The sequence below is a fragment of the Paenibacillus odorifer genome (assembly GCF_000758725.1).
Taxonomy (GTDB): domain Bacteria; phylum Bacillota; class Bacilli; order Paenibacillales; family Paenibacillaceae; genus Paenibacillus_AQ; species Paenibacillus_AQ odorifer.
This window is the reverse complement of record NZ_CP009428.1, coordinates 4,205,681-4,221,154: the sequence shown is the minus strand read 5'-3', so window position 1 is coordinate 4,221,154 and position 15,474 is coordinate 4,205,681. Positions and strand designations below refer to the sequence as shown.

Here is a 15,474-nt window from a genome sequence, read left to right as displayed (position 1 = left end):
CTTGGCACTATGGATTTTGATAAACATAATGGATAATTTAAATATTACATATGGAGGTAATTACGGATGAAAACTCACTATTACTTGGATTGGTTTTATGATAAGGGTTTTTCTGAGAAGTTAGTCAATGTGTTGCATGAGGATATAACAGACAGAAAATCGCTGGTTATGATTAGCGCTGAATCGTCTGATTTTAGTGATGAACAAGTTAATATTGATAGTGTTTTTGAAAGGACATGGTTTAATCAGGCTAACATTTTTTTTGATGAATATCATTTCATTGATGACCGTACGCAGAAGGAAGATGCCCAGCGATTAATTCAAAATGCCTCTGTCGTTTTTTTATGTGGTGGAACCGCTCGCGACCAAAAGCACCTTGTGACGGAATATGAATTATCGGATTTGATTAAAAAAAGCAATGCTGTTGTAATGGGAACAAGTGCTGGCGGGATGAACATGTCTGATGAATATGTGGATGAATGCACTGTTTGTGAAGGTATGGCTCTTAATCACTTTTCTTTTGAAGCTCATTTTGATCATGATAACACCGCGATGATTGAGGAGCGTTTTCCTTTATCGAATAAAATGGATATTTATGTGGCGGCAGACAAAGATGGTGCTGTACGTGTGAAGGACAGCAAAATCGACATTATAGGCAATGTATATTTAATTTCCCACTCAAAGATTCAGAAATTGGCTGAGACGCTCTAATAATGGTTGAGTGGTTGTGACACTGACGGTTAACTGAATGGTATTTGTTTTGAGTCCCTATTTGACAGCACCTTACGAGCTAATCGGGTTGATTGCTCCGCGAAAAAGGAAGATTACGCATAACGCGCATACGATGTTCAAGCCATCACCATTCGATCTTGAATTTATATCATTCCAGATCCACGTAAAGTTATCGGATTCCGCGATTGTAAGGATATGAAATTTTCAAGTGAAGAAGCGTTTGATACAGTGAGAGGAGAAATCAAGTCTCTTTTCTTATATACTGGGTCTAGAAAGGAGTGAATAAGCAATGGAGTGGAAAGGCGATGCAAATGCCAATAAAATAAGAGAGTCTCAGTTCACTGAGGAACTATCGGAGTCACAATTATCGGCTCTAGAATATGTTACGAATTACGCGCGAACTAGAAAAAGTGAAGCAGCTCAGACCATCCATGAAATTCTTCAAATGTCTAATGTGGATCGGGAAGAGTTTGAAGATGCTGTGGTCAAAATAAAGTCACATGCGAAGATTGCTCTACATTTCCATCCAGATCGACTAGATCCGGTAAAGAAAAGTGTTGCAGAGGCGCTATTGGAGCAAGGCGTGTACAAGAGCCAATTTGAGACCATGTTATCCAGTGGTAGTGTATCAGCCTATCCGGGTGGTCCACGTGATTTGTGGGAGGAAAGACTATTTGGAGGGGCATACCAACAAGAGGGTGCTTCGAATAGCGAACGCCCTAAATATGGCGCTCTTGATTTGATGCGTCATTCGGATGGGCCAGCTCCGCGCTTTGGCTCCTGCTATTTCCTCCTATCCCCTGAGGTTTCTTATCGCAGTACATACACCTATATGGATTCGCATCAAAACCCTGTACAGAAAGGGACATATGCAGAATTTGATGATATGATGGCGGCATTATTAGAGGAGATTTTCTTAAGAGATTCCGCTCTAGGGGAAAAAGATCTTCAATCACAAAAATTAGTCGACCATCTTCGGGTCAACCTCACAATGCCGTTTACAGACCCTTCAAAGGGTGAAGCTAAACGTAATCTTAACCACTATATTGAAGTGCAAGTTCATGGAAACATCCGTCTGAAGGAAGATGTGGAAATTTTAGTAGCCGATCCTTCATTCAAGGGCACTCCAACAGGGCAAGTCCTGGAGCAAATATGTTTACAGTATGCCATCCAACTCTATTGGCACATGGGATTCGCGATGTGGGTAGACGAAGTGCCTTCAGATTTTAGAGGTCCTACGATGCCTTCCTTGGCTGAGCGTATTGCTCTTCACGGTTATATCGATGCGAGCATGATTGGATCTGCTGCTATGCACTTAAAGCATGATCCTGCAGCATGGCGGGACCGAGGAACCGATAAAGAAGTACTTCAAGAATTAAAACTCTTATGGCATGTTTTGGTACGGTACGGAAAGCCGCTCCGAAACTTTAAGTTGTAAGAAGCCTTGGTACGCTTGAAGTTAAGGCATTTAAGTAAACAAACAAACAAACAAACAAATAAATAAATAAGAGAATTTCCCTCCGTAAGGGATATTTGACTTGTCATTGATGAGTTGTTTGTATGAATCAATTATTCAAAGAAGCTTCAGCGGCTCAGTATTGATTAGAAGTTTTTTGCGTTGAATCATGGAAATATCGTGCTACATCTTCTACCATGTTACAGTACAATGGGACTGTGGTTTATAAGACCTAGATTATAAAAATAAAACATTATGTTTAGTAAGATTCTGCACCGGCCATTAAGCAAGTGATTGCGGACGGCTCAGTCGAAAAGCTGAGGATGCTTCGCTCCATGTACCTGTATTCCTTCGAGAATTCGCTTAAGTATCTGAAAAAGTTGGAACGGGAATTCATTCAAAATAACCTGAAATAGAACAAGTCGGAGCATGGATTGGTCATGTGCTCCGGCTTGTTTTTATTTTGTTAATTTTTCTGACTGTCTTGCGTAGAATGATTCACTTGGGGAGTGGTATGTCTTCTCGGCTTCAGCTTGGACAGTATGGCTTAATATTTCGGTCACATGCTCATGAAATTGCCGCAACGCTTTGCCAGATGGCTCATTAACTTCTTTGATTACATATTCACATTTCTTCATGAATTGCGCCTCCAAAATTTTACAGTTGTCATATTCGATGATGTGTCATCAAAAATGCTCAACATTCTACTTGAAAGGCAGCAAAAATTTAACAGGTTTGGAGTAGAAACTATTATGGAAAGTAAAACAATTAAACACGTAGCCGTTTATTTAAGAAAATCACGGGATGATGGTAAGTTTGAAGACGTTCTCTCGAAGCATAGGGATACCCTTCTGACCTTGGTCGAGAATCGAAATTGGACTTATAGGCTATATGAAAAAGTGGCCTCAGGTGAAAAGATCGAGTCCCGTAAGGAAATGCAGAAGTTTCTTCGACATGTTGAATTCCAGCTTTATTATGGGGTAGTGGTCATGGATATTGACCGTTTAGGGCGTGGAGAAAATAAGGATTGGGCACTCATAAAAGATCCGTTTTTAAACTCAGAAACGGTCATTATCACACCAAACAAGATATACGATCTGGAAATAGACAATGACGATGTATCCTTTGATTTCATGTCCATTTTTGCCCGAATAGAATATAAAACGATTAAGCGAAGAATGAAGTAGGGCAAAGAGGCTGGGGCGAAAAAAGGCATGTGGACAAATGGAAAGCCACCGTTTCCAAACTATTATGATAAGAACACAAGGTCGGTACTGGTCGATGAGACGAAGCGTCCAATTTACCGAGCGATTGTAGAGAAATATCTTAATGGAACAAACTTGGGACATATCGCCATTTGGTTGACGAATAACAAGATACCCACGCCATACAACATTAAGCCGGATGGAAAGAGCAAGGGCTGGTCAAATATTACGGTTCAACGGTTGCTGGCAAGCGAAATCCATTTGGGTTACATTACTTATGGTAAAACCCGTTCCAAACGTGGACAGGTGGAATTGGTTCCCGAAGAAGAGCGGATTAAAGTCATGGGAACACATGAAAAGCTGAAAACGCCGGAAGAACATGAAGCGATTATGGAGCGGCTGCTTAAGAATCGCATGTTGAATCCCAATTCAAGGCGTAACATTTTTCCTTTGTCAGGCTTGCTGTATTGTGAAAAGTGCGGTTCACGGATGAGATTCCGAGTGGGTGAGAACAAGAAGCAGGGGTAGCACTGGAGTGCATTGTGCTATCACCAGTACAAAGATGGCAGCAAATGTGAACAGCGTGGCAAAGTAATGGATGCCGATTTTTTCAATGCTCTGTATGATCGGATTATTCATGTAGACCCAAACATTTTACGGGAGATTGAATTGCATGGAAGTCGTTATAATGATACGCAGACGATCATTGAGGTCAAAGAGCAGGAGTTGAAAAAGCAGAAGCGGGCATTGGACAAGCTGTATGAATCGTATGAAGAGGACATGATAACGAAGCAAGTGTTTTTAGAGCGAAAGGCTGTTCGATCAAGGCAGATACAGAAGTTGGGGGAAGAGTTGAAGAATTTACGGAAGGTTGTAGTAGATGAAGGTAATTATCCGACTGTGGAGCAGATATATGAGCGGATAGGTGAGTTTAGGGAGTTGTGGAGCGGTTCAGTGACAAGTGAAGAGAAGAATCGGGCGTTGAAGAAGCTAGTGGAGCGGATTGTGTATGATAGGGAAGGGAATCGGGTGGAGTTGACGGTTTGTTATAAATAAGATCGAGTACTTTTGGAGGTCATTTCCACTGTCTCTACACATGTGGAGTGCTGTGTGTCGCTTATTAAGAAATAACATCTCTGAGCCACATTTACCTATATCAAAAGCCCAATCCTTTGTGAGAGGGCATTTTGTTCGTATTAAGATGTATTAGCAAACGTAACAATTCAATCGAGTATCTGGTTTTAGTTTGGATTTCCTATTTCCATGGAGGATATTGGAATTATATGACGAAATATGAAGTTATGAGATGTGGAAATGATGATTCACGGGATTTAGCTGAAAGATATATTTTAACATTGACGAGGTGTTTCCTATATTGAATAACTACAACTCGGGTGAACATGATCCTTACTGGTATGAGGCTTTTGTAGGTCTCAAATATGTTTTGAAAATGCTCGACACAGATTCGGGTATTGAGGCGGTCGCTTTTCAAGCCAGAACGATAAATAAATTAGATGATGTTGTTGTGAAATATAAGGATGGTCGCTCACTTTGTATTCAAGTTAAGCATACGAGATCGGAAAATAATTTAACCTTAAGTGATCTTATCAGACCCTCAGGTGGAAGTTCATCCTCCTTGCTTCAGGACATGGCATTCGCGTGGAAGGAAGGCTTAAAGACAATTCCAAATTGCATCCCAGAACTTTACACAAATAGGCGCGGGGGAAAGAACTGGTCACGAACAGCAGATGATTCAGCCTATCCTCCGCTCCCTGACTTTTGGAAAGCACTTAGAAAAGAGCTGAGACAAGCAGGGAACCTTTCTGGTATCCGCTTCGATTCAACATATAGCACGGCGTGGACTGATCTTCTTACACAACTGGGTGTGCTCGAAACAGACATAAAAAAATATGATTTCCTAAGAAAGTTGCGATTACGTTTCAGCAGGCCCGATTTAGAAAAACTTGAGTCACAGATGCACGAACAAATCGGTCGAATATTTGGGGTATCTTCACCATCATTCCAAAGAGAAATCTTTGAAAAGCTCGCAGCTAGTTTGCGATTTTGGACAACTTCGATACATGGAAAGGTGGATTTCGTCTTCCCAGAGGAAGTATATAGTCGATTATCTTTGCAAGCAGAGGTTGATGACAGAGATCATCTAATTCGCCCCCCAGTCCCTTTTTTTAAATCGCGGTTAGTTTTTATGGAACGATTAATAGAACAACTTGGTTCTCGTAAACATAGTATTATTTTCTTGAAAGGTAGCCCCGGTAGCGGCAAGAGTAGCCTAATTAGCCAATTGGCCTATGAAACACCAACCATCATTAATCTTCGATATCACGCTTTTAAGCCAATTACGCCTGAAATAAAAGAAATCCCTCCCGATGCAGGCAGAACTGTGGATCCTCGTGTTTTCTGGACGGCGTTGATAGATCAGATTCGAGTGAAATTTACAGGTAAACTCTACCAATATAAAGTTCCAATTCGATGTGATTATTTGACGGTAGATGAAATCCGTAGTCATACATTACGGCTGGCTCAGGAACTGTCGAACATTAACCACAGACCGACTGTTATAGCGGTAGATGGAATTGACCATGCAGCTAGAGCAGGATACATCTCTCATAAGCACGGGGATACGTTCCTTCTGTGGCTGGTTCATCCCGAAGAAGTTCCTAGTGGTGTGCTTTTTCTGCTGGCGGGTCAGCCTCCGGAAGGATATCCGGCCTACCCACAGTGGCTAAAGGAGGATAGTTCTGAGGTCCTTCATCTTGAAGTGCCGGTTGTTACAGAGAGTGATATTCGCCAGATGCTCTCACATGATTTTCCAGGGGAGTTCATAGAGCCAGCAGTAAACGTGATTCATGAAAATGCAGTAGATAATACGCTTGCCGCTGTATTTGCGGTTAGAGAAGCAAAAGGCTGTACGACAGTCGAAGAATTGATTGAAAGACTAAGGGCGAGAAAGTTGCATGATGGTATTCATGCTTACTATGATCATATTTGGATTCATGCGTTACAAAAAATCCAGACAAAGGTCAATCACGAGATTGCATACTTAAACGAGAAACTGTCGAGCTATTTTTCACTGTCAAGCGAACGTCTAGATGGCGCGACACTAAAGGGGATCTTTAAGGAACTGTTACTCACGGAATCCGATTGGAATTACCTGTTAAAGGATTTGGAGCCGCTTGTTGTAGAGCAGGACAGAGGGAAATTCGTATTATTTCATAATGATGTTCGAGTCTACTTCATGAGGTATATTCGAAATCACCATAGTATTCTGGAGGACATTGCAGGTTCTCTTGCAGATTTTTACGTGGCTGAACCCTCTTATAAGATCGCACGTCATGCTGATTTGTTCTCCCTATTAAGACAAAGTGGACGTATAGAAGAGATCATCTCTATTTTCAATCCATCGTTCATTATGGAAGCATGGACGATAAGAAGACCTATCGATGAAATCAAGGAACAGTGCAGGGACATGTTGGCCGTAGTTAAGAAGCGGAAAAACTGGAATGATGCAGGTGGAGTGCTTGAGGCACTTCGTACTGTTCAACAACTTTTAACATCGTATGAAAAAGCAAATGAACGGAATTATTTCGTCTCGGAAGATCAACGCGTACCTGCTTACGTACCATCTGAAGGAATTATGAAGCCGCCCCAGACATGGAAGATGCATCTGTTAAATCAAGTATTCAATGATGTTCGACGACTAGTAAAGCTCGGAGAGTATGACCGTGCTCGTCAAATCATGGAACGGTGGTTCAAACGAAATAACGTAACCCCCTTTCAATTGATCGATCTTCTCGAGGAATACTATGTTTTTGAGTCAAGTTTCAATCGTGATAACTTGGGCAAGGGGTTTCTTGAATTGATTCGTGAATGGGGAGAACTGGCAGGGATTACTTTAATTTACGAATGGAGAATTGAAAAAGAGGAGGTAAGGAACAGTTTAGAAGAACAAGTGGCAAGTGCTTATTCTGACGGATTTCTTCACGGATCACTCGACCGAAGCGGATTCTCATTTTTTAGATGCTTGAAGAGGTATTTACAGCATCTTGTGCCAGAGAAAAGAGAAGTTTTAATCGAACGGATGGTTGATGAGCAGAAATGGACAGAGCTACGTTATATCCTAAAGAGAACAGATCATCTTGTTCCATCTTTCCAGCATCGAATTAAACTGGCTATGTATAGTGCCATAGCGAATTTCGAGACTGAGCGCTTCGTTCGTCCTGTTGTAGAACAGGGATATGACATTTTAGAGCATAAGAAGATGAACTATGAAACCGATGCAAAGCTCTACTCTTGTATTTGTTTTCTTAGAGGATGGGCATACCCAGAATCCGATTTAAAACAGCAAGCTGAAGAAGCGATTCAAGTTTATTTCTCCTACGACCGAGATCCGAGAACTACGGAAATGATTCGTCTTTTACTTCATAGTACCTATCGAATGGGAGCTTACTATTGTCTTTCAATGCAGGAAGGATACAGACTTTCCAAGCAAGACATAACGATGATTCTTTATTTGTTGGAACGCCTCTATTTCATGGATCAGTCTGCCTATTACCATTTAGTCGGTTACATAGAAGTTCGTTCTTTCTTTATGCGCATGGCAATGTTTTTATCTCGAAATGATAAGACATTGGATAAATTGTTATACCCAGTTGTAAGGGACAGTATGATTGAGGGCGATATTTTTTATTTGGATATGGAACTTATTTGGGAGTTTTTAGATAGCCATGGGGATCAAACATCGATGGAACTCATTTTCCAACGGTGGACGAATGAGAAAGGGATAATTTGGGATGACAATCTCCAAAAAGTAACATATTGGGTCGAGAAGCTAGCTGCACTTGGTGAAAAATATCAGTTACAGGAGAAAGCACGGCATCTTAAGGAGCAGTTTGCAAGGAAATGGTTCGGCATAACTGCAAGACAATCATCCCTAAATCATGTTGTGCAATGGGTAGAGATTCTGCTGAATGAGAAGCCTTCATTATGGAAAGGACAAGGGAAGCTACTACTTGATCTATGTAGACAACTCGATAGTGAGTCTAACCTAGTAGCCGATTATGCGGTAAGTGTTGTAATGGCTGCGGCGCAAAAGGATGGAGTCGAGATACTTTTGGCTGTTCTTAATGAAAATGGCATGCTTGATGTCGATGATTTTTCAAAATATAAAGCGACTTTCGATGTGTTAATCCGTGTGCTAAGGAATACTTTCTTTACAGAAGAAGACCTAGTAGCCCTATGGATACTAACAGTTGGTGGGATGAGCTGGAGAGAAAGAAGCAGTAGGGCATATATAGAAGATATGAGAAAATGCATTTTGAAAGCGGCTCATAGACTAGGGTACTCGGGTCTAGGCGCTTACATGAAACACTCGACTCCATATCATTTCGACATTCATAATAACCGAGATCGTGACAACAGACCGAAACGATGGTTTATAACGAGTAGAGAACGTCGCCCGTACTGGGAAAGCACCTGGAAACGCGTCGAACGTAAGATCAGAAAATTATCTACGGAAGAAGCTTTCGATGATTTTAAGCGAGTAATCAATAATTTAAATCCTCATGGTGGAAGTATGGATCATGTGGCAGCTTTTAATTATGCTGAGATCTTAGTCCGTAAAATAAGTACAGAGCCTTCTTATCGGAATAAGGAATATACCAATATTTTGTTCGAGTTTGCAGAGACTCATGCAGTAGCAAGTTACCATAGAAATGATCAGTATATTCAAGACTTCTATTCTGCAATTATAGATTTCACTACGGACGATAAGACAAGATGGAGGGTGTTAGATTCACTTTTACCGGAAAGTATTGACAATAGGGAGCTTTCGTATTTTATTGTCAAGCTGGAAGAAATGCTTCAGGCAAGGGCAGTGAAATTGGGTGCTAAGGAAATTGAAGAGGCGACTATTCGAATTTTGAACACATATAAGCAATGGCTTGACTGGAACGTAGATATGACATCAGCTATCTATTCCTCGTCACATCCACTGAATCGGATGTCATGGAGACAGTTCACTCTGAACATTCTGCTTAGGAATTTATCAAGTAATAATGAACATCAAATAGAAGCGGTATTGCAGGGTTTGTGGCAATTTATACAGTGGGATCATACAGTTATTTATGATCTGATTTCAAGGTGGGAGGATGTAGAGAATTCCGGACAGGGATGGCTACTAATAATATTCGAGCGTATTGCTGTAACGTATCCATCATATTATGAAGCAATGAAACCCTTGTTGGCTGAGCTAAAATCCAGTGGAGGATTACAGATTAGTACACAGGCAGAAGTGATCAATGAGACATTTGTACGTGGGCAGTGTATTGTAAGTGGGAAATCTAAACCGTGGGTGATTCAAAAACTTGGAGCATTTATTTCACGGTTTACTCACGGTAATGAGAGGAAAGGGGTACCTATTATTGATTACCCACCCTTCCAAGACCGGCACTTTAACCAACGTTTTTATCAAATCGCCAGTATATTTCCTGACTTTGTAAATGAGTTGCTTGATGAGATGAAAGCTTCAGAAGATTCGAATTTCAATCCGGAAAAAAAGTTGTTAGATATCATAGAGAAACGGATAGAGAAAGGAACTTGGGAGCGAACTTCTCTTTATAACGAGGTACAGGCCTACCTTCCTTGTGACGATCCCTTCCTGCTCTTAGATACCCCACGTGCATTTAGGAGTTCAACTGGATGGTTGAAACTCGGGTTAATGGCGATGTCGAAATTTGATCCAGAGGATGCTTGTTTACAGTTCATGAAGCAGGCCCGCAAAGGGATGCAGGACGGTCAGGAATTGCTCGGGGCAGCCCTGTTCCATTTCAACATCGTCGAAGGGTACTACTTTACTTGCGGGTTATCAGAAAGCTTGGATATTAGCAGGCCAACGGCAAGCGGAAGATCGTTTTTGTTCTACAACAATGTAGTAAACTCTAGAAAGTCGAATCCAGATCTGTTCTATACGTTTAATCGTATTAACGGGCAGAAAATTCCTTATAGTAGTACGGTTCTCTTGGTTCCAAGCCCAGTATTTCGGTCGTTGGGCTGGCATCCGTCAACTATGAACCCATTGGTGTGGGAAAAGAAGGGTAAAAAGATGATGTGGATGGAGCAAATTTTTGGTCCTTTTGAAGAAGGAGTACATCCGTTTCTCCAGCGTTGGGTTTGTACGAAAGAAGGGTTTGTAGAAATAACAAGAGTAAAGCGTAATCTTCGCTATATGGTGACTTTTGAGCCAATGAGAAACAATGTTTCTATGATGGATTTGCCGAATAATGTGAGGGTTTTTATGTAAGATTGCATCTTACTCTACATGTGAGATCGACTGAAACGAAGCCACAAAATTCATTGTCAACTAGCATGGCTGCGCTTACCCCGTCTGCATATGCTGACAGCTCATAGTGATTCTATTCAACCTAAAGCGGCTATAACAAATGCCGCGGCAACATGGTCGCATCCCGCATACGGTACATGTGGAATGCCTAATATTGATGGTACGAAATGAGATGTGACAGTACTGCTCAAGTCTAAAGTAAAGGAGGCCTTGCTATATGCAAGGTCTCCTTTACTAAGCCTTGTACAACGGTGTCTGCCAAGTAAACGAGAAGCGATAAAGCATCCTAACAGCCCCAACTGAACAGCAAACTTTGGTAGATCAATAGAGCTTAAAGGGCGACTAACTCTGCGAGCTTGGCCGCGACGTCTGCCATTGGCTCTTCTGCAGTGTTCAAGCCGCTTCGTGATCCGAGCAAGGGACTGACATCGCGGAGAGCTTCATACGTTGTATCATGCACAATCGGAACGAGCCGATCACCTGCCAGGAGTGCCGAAAGTTCTTTGTCGGCGATGCCCTCTGCTGGGAGGCGGCGTAGCAGTGCAGGGGTCACAAGCACAATTCCAACTCGCGAGTTGGCCAAGCCTTTGTCGATAGCGCGAAGCAACGGCACACCGAGGCTAACGTCTTTCTCGCTAAACCAGACGGAGACACCGTGTGACTCAAGCAGATCGTGCAACTCCTTGGCGGCTCCCTTCCGGTCATCCCATGCATGGCAAAGGAAGACGTCTCGAAGGTCAGGTTGTTTTGCTAGAGTTTCGACGCTGTTGCGGATTGGTGTTAATGACCGAATTTCTTCAGAAGTGTACAATATGGACGAACCTACTCCTGACCAGCGTGGTTTTGAACTGCGGACGGAACCGCCGCCGCTGCTTCGACCCCCTCCACTTGTCAAGGACGAGGAGTAAGATGAGGGCGAGTACGAATTGTAGCCGCCACCACTACCATAGCGGCCATAACGCCCTCTGCACGCTGGGCAGTTGGCTGCGGCACTTGCTGAGCGATGTCCGTTTACTGGAGCTGTACATCTAGCCATGTCCTACCTCCCAATTTGATTTTCCTAGTATTATAGTAATTTAAAACAGGAAAAAAATCCATATATTTGATGTGTTGTGTCGAATCTTGATTCGTAGAGCTGTCCCACCACGTTACTTTCCTGTTTTAACTGTAATATATTCAGACGGGTGCTCATTCGCTTCAGCAAGGAAACCTAGAACTGGATCATCGATAGTGTGGTAAAGCAGAGGGGCGAGTTGAAGGTGGGAGCGGCAATGCTCAATCTGCAAATAGTAGCGTAAATGCTCCTCACATGTGGAATGCCTAATATTGATGGTACGAAATGAGATGTGACAGTGACTGCTCAAGAAGGTTGTTTATGCGTCGTTTGCTGAAATCGAATATATTGCACGACATAATCAGCGGCAGAGTCGATGTTTTTCGGGACGAGATCAAGGTTCACTTCAAGTTGAAGATCAGCTAGTTCATTGGTATGATGTGCATTGAGGGATGCAATCAGGTGGATGCGGATAAAGTGATTGAATAAGGTCTATAGAGCTAATAAAGTTGAGACTCCAGTTACTTGCAGGGGTCTTTTTTTGGGTCGGAATTGGGAATAATTTCTGGAATTCCCCTCCCAAATGAGCTATCATTATAGTAACAAATTAATTTAAAAGCGATTGAGAATTACGTATTAGATTACAAGGAGATGTGAATTTTGGAACTGTCGGCGTATACACGAACCATCAAAGACATACTTAGTTTAAAAAGAAAATACGTATCCCTCGGTTTCAATGAGAAAATTCTTGGGGAGAAGATGAATTAGTTGTCGTAATACTTTTGCCCTTTTCAAAGATAAGGTGATTAGCGATAATAGAATTGTAATGACTTTCCAATGAACAATATCATTTGAATAAATATAAACACAATCGAAATGAGGAGAATTTCTATGTCGTACCTAACATTCAATAAGTTGAACAATATGTCTCAGTCGATTCAAAAGTCTCTTAATGAAAATTACCAATTCAGCACGTCAAACACGGTATTTCTGTCCCATCGTCATGATGACGAGCAGGAAGTAAAACAAGCAGTAGGTTTTTTGGCGCAATTCGGGCAAAGAACTTATGTTGATTGGCTTGACCATAATATGCCTAGCCAAACATCGTCTGAGACGGCTCAGAAGCTGAAACAAAGAATCAACCGCTCTAATAAATTTGTACTACTGGCGACACCAGGGAGTATTCGATCGATTTGGATACCATGGGAGCTTGGGTTAGCCGATGGTGTAAAGGGTCTAAATAAAATTGCAATTCTTCCGCTCGTGAAAAATGAAGGAACGTGGGACGAGAGAGAATACTATGGGATTTACAACTATATTGAACAATCATACGATGGCAACTGGTATGTTATAAAACAAGGGGAATCACGAGGGATTCATTTAGCCAATTGGTTTGAATCTTGAATTTGAGGAGGGTGAACTGGTGAGCAAAGAAATAGCGGAGTTTCAGAAAATGTTTAAAACTGCTATTGAGGAGTCTAATGCGGCTGTATTTGCTGGCGCAGGATTGTCTAAACCTGCGGGATTTGTGAACTGGAAGGATCTGCTTCGAGATATCGCTGAAGAAATCAATTTAAATATCGATAAAGAAAGTGATCTTATAGCAGTAGCGCAGTACCATGTTAATGAGAATGGTGGAAACAGAGGGAAAATAAATCAAGCATTAATTGACGAATTTACAAAGGATGCCGAAATCACCGAAAATCATAAGATATTATCAAGGCTGCCTATAGATACATATTGGACAACCAATTATGATGCTCTGATCGAGGATGCCTTAAAAGCCGAAGGGAAAAGGATCGACTCAAAAATAACTACGGAAAACTTAGCGGTAACAAAACCGAATAGTGATGCCAAGATTTATAAAATGCATGGGGATATTTCATTACCTCATGAAGCCGTTTTAACTAAAGATGATTACGAAAATTACAACAACAAGCGGCAGCTATTTACTACGGCTCTTCAAGGCGACCTCGTTTCAAAAACAATGTTGTTTATTGGATTTAGTTTTGATGATCCCAATTTGGAATATATTTTGAGTCGCATAAGAATCCTTTTGGGTCAGAATCAACGCACCCATTACTGCTTTATGAAGCAAGTGCAGCGAGATGATTTTAAGGAAGAATCGGATTTTTTATATGCTGAGATAAAGCAGAAGTTAAAAGTGAATGATCTGAAAAGATACAGCATTAAAGTGCTTCTAGTAAGTCAATATGAGGATATTACGGCTATACTCAAGGAAGTGGAACAGCAATATAAGAGAAGAAATTTATTCGTATCCGGTAGTGCTTCTAACTATGGAAATTGGGGAGAGCAGCGCTGCTTAGAGTTCGCAAGTAACCTCAGTAAAAAAATAATCCAAAACGGGAACAATATTGTAACTGGTTTTGGTCTCGGAGTTGGCAGTTGTGTAATCTCGGGTGCGTTGGAAGAAATCTATAAAACGAGAAGTCAGCGGGTTGAAGACCGTCTGATTTCGAGACCATTTCCTCAAAATACGACTGGTCAAATCCCTATAAAGGAATTATGGACTAAACACAGAAATAACATGATTCAAAACGTTGGGATTTCCATTTTTATGTTTGGTAATAAAATTGATGCTTCATCAGGTGCTGTAATAGAAGCAAATGGCATAATTGAAGAGTTCGAAATAAGCGTGAATCACGGCGCAATACCCATTCCCATTGGTGCGACCGACTTTACTGCTAGAAAAATATGGGGGACTGTTATAAGTGATTTTGGCCGCTATGTTCCCCAGGCTGGGCTAGAAGATAAATATCAATTACTGGGCGATGTGAATCAGACTGACGAAGCATTGATTAACACTGTAATTGAAATTGTGAATATGCTTGAAAAAAGAAAAAGGCAATAAAGAGGGAGGTTCATGTATGGCACGTAAAACATTCATTTCTTATAAGTACAGCGAAGCTCAACATACAAGAGATCGAATAATTAAGGCTCTTGGCACAGATGCTCGTTATTATCAAGGTGAAACCAGTACTTCACCTAATTTGACGGACAGAAAGACAGAAACCATTAAAAATCATCTTAAGAGCATGATTTTTGATACTTCGGTAACTATTGTTGTTATCTCTCCAAATATGAAGCAGAGTAACTGGATTGACTGGGAGATTGAATACTCTTTGAAGGAGATTACTAGGGAAGACAGAACGTCAAGAAGTAATGGCATTGTAGGTGTAATCCAAAAAGATTATTATTTTGGTGGGTATGGGTGGATTCTTAGTTCAGTTACAAATTCTGATGGCTGCAAGTCAAGAAGCATTGATGAAAGTAAGTTATATGAGATTATCATCAAGAATCGTACAAACCAAAAAAATCCCGTATATGCTTGCCTGAATTGCCAAAGTGTAGATTCTCTAAATGGCTCGTATATCTCCTTGGTAACTGAAGATGATTTTGTCGCAAGTCCAGATACGTATCTCGAAAATGCGTATGAGAAGAGTAAACGGATTAATGATTTCGAAATTACAAAAACGATTAAAACTCAACAAAATTGGTTGTCACCGTGGTGAATCAATACATTATACTTAAACAAAAAGCTGCGTTATGAAAATCCTCATAACCAGCTTTTTGCGATATCTGCTATTGGAATTGGTCATTTCACCCGCTACAATTGATATACCGAACAACGTGGTGAATGAATAGTAAT

General features: G+C 41.1%; 11 protein-coding genes. 9 read left to right on the top strand and 2 right to left on the bottom strand.

The features are described 5' to 3' along the window. Positions 1–66 precede the first annotated feature (66 nt). Together PODO_RS18365 and PODO_RS18360 are read left to right on the top strand one after the other, a co-directional pair. A complete protein-coding gene (locus tag PODO_RS18365) occupies positions 67–711 on the top strand; it encodes a Type 1 glutamine amidotransferase-like domain-containing protein (RefSeq protein ID WP_038572045.1) in 645 nt (214 codons plus the stop codon). A gap of 310 nt (positions 712–1,021) precedes the next feature. Then, positions 1,022–2,170, top strand: a complete 1,149-nt coding sequence (locus PODO_RS18360) for a DUF3626 domain-containing protein (RefSeq protein WP_052097122.1) — start codon at positions 1,022–1,024, stop codon at positions 2,168–2,170. A 476-nt stretch (positions 2,171–2,646) separates the two neighbouring features. Here the strand turns inward: PODO_RS18360 and PODO_RS31535 are convergent, their stop codons facing one another. Further along, positions 2,647–2,826 (bottom strand): hypothetical protein, encoded by a 180-nt coding sequence (locus tag PODO_RS31535; protein ID WP_038572043.1) that lies wholly within the window; start codon positions 2,824–2,826, stop codon positions 2,647–2,649. A 114-nt stretch (positions 2,827–2,940) separates the two neighbouring features. Here PODO_RS31535 and PODO_RS18350 point away from each other — a divergent pair, with 114 nt between their 5' ends. The 4 genes from PODO_RS18350 to PODO_RS18335 all read left to right on the top strand — a co-directional run bounded on the left by PODO_RS18350 (position 2,941) and on the right by PODO_RS18335 (position 10,711). Beyond that, complete coding sequence (locus PODO_RS18350; protein WP_169744783.1) at positions 2,941–3,375, top strand: recombinase family protein; 435 nt, start codon at positions 2,941–2,943, stop codon at positions 3,373–3,375. A 27-nt stretch (positions 3,376–3,402) separates the two neighbouring features. Then, the gene (locus PODO_RS18345; protein WP_038572039.1) at positions 3,403–3,921 is read left to right on the top strand and encodes a recombinase family protein; all 519 of its coding nucleotides are present in this window, start codon (positions 3,403–3,405) and stop codon (positions 3,919–3,921) included. A gap of 12 nt (positions 3,922–3,933) precedes the next feature. After that, the gene (locus PODO_RS18340) at positions 3,934–4,449 is read left to right on the top strand and encodes a hypothetical protein (protein ID WP_038572037.1); all 516 of its coding nucleotides are present in this window, start codon (positions 3,934–3,936) and stop codon (positions 4,447–4,449) included. A 319-nt stretch (positions 4,450–4,768) separates the two neighbouring features. Further along, the gene (locus tag PODO_RS18335; RefSeq protein WP_038572035.1) at positions 4,769–10,711 is read left to right on the top strand and encodes an ATP-binding protein; all 5,943 of its coding nucleotides are present in this window, start codon (positions 4,769–4,771) and stop codon (positions 10,709–10,711) included. A gap of 370 nt (positions 10,712–11,081) precedes the next feature. On the opposite strand, the gene PODO_RS18330 is transcribed toward PODO_RS18335, so the two are convergent. Beyond that, complete coding sequence (locus tag PODO_RS18330; protein WP_038572033.1) at positions 11,082–11,786, bottom strand: toll/interleukin-1 receptor domain-containing protein; 705 nt, start codon at positions 11,784–11,786, stop codon at positions 11,082–11,084. Positions 11,787–12,695: 909 nt separating this feature from the next. Here PODO_RS18330 and PODO_RS18325 point away from each other — a divergent pair. Genes PODO_RS18325 through PODO_RS18315 form a run of 3 tightly spaced genes read left to right on the top strand, consistent with a single transcriptional unit; the run spans position 12,696 to position 15,337 of the window. Further along, positions 12,696–13,208, top strand: coding sequence for a toll/interleukin-1 receptor domain-containing protein (locus tag PODO_RS18325; protein WP_052097119.1), 513 nt, complete (start codon positions 12,696–12,698; stop codon positions 13,206–13,208). Positions 13,209–13,227: 19 nt separating this feature from the next. Next, the gene (locus tag PODO_RS18320; protein WP_052097116.1) at positions 13,228–14,676 is read left to right on the top strand and encodes an SIR2 family protein; all 1,449 of its coding nucleotides are present in this window, start codon (positions 13,228–13,230) and stop codon (positions 14,674–14,676) included. Positions 14,677–14,692: 16 nt separating this feature from the next. Continuing rightward, positions 14,693–15,337 (top strand): TIR domain-containing protein, encoded by a 645-nt coding sequence (locus PODO_RS18315; protein WP_038572031.1) that lies wholly within the window; start codon positions 14,693–14,695, stop codon positions 15,335–15,337. Positions 15,338–15,474 lie beyond the last annotated feature (137 nt).

Coding starts and splice junctions, on each gene's coding strand:
- PODO_RS18345 (WP_038572039.1), top strand. CDS start 3,403: ATGTGGACAAATGGAAAGCCACCGTTTCCAAACTATTATGATAAGAAC.
- PODO_RS18325 (WP_052097119.1), top strand. CDS start 12,696: ATGTCGTACCTAACATTCAATAAGTTGAACAATATGTCTCAGTCGATT.
- PODO_RS18330 (WP_038572033.1), bottom strand. CDS start 11,786: ATGGCTAGATGTACAGCTCCAGTAAACGGACATCGCTCAGCAAGTGCC.
- PODO_RS18350 (WP_169744783.1), top strand. CDS start 2,941: ATGGAAAGTAAAACAATTAAACACGTAGCCGTTTATTTAAGAAAATCA.
- PODO_RS18365 (WP_038572045.1), top strand. CDS start 67: ATGAAAACTCACTATTACTTGGATTGGTTTTATGATAAGGGTTTTTCT.
- PODO_RS18315 (WP_038572031.1), top strand. CDS start 14,693: ATGGCACGTAAAACATTCATTTCTTATAAGTACAGCGAAGCTCAACAT.
- PODO_RS18360 (WP_052097122.1), top strand. CDS start 1,022: ATGGAGTGGAAAGGCGATGCAAATGCCAATAAAATAAGAGAGTCTCAG.
- PODO_RS31535 (WP_038572043.1), bottom strand. CDS start 2,826: ATGAAGAAATGTGAATATGTAATCAAAGAAGTTAATGAGCCATCTGGC.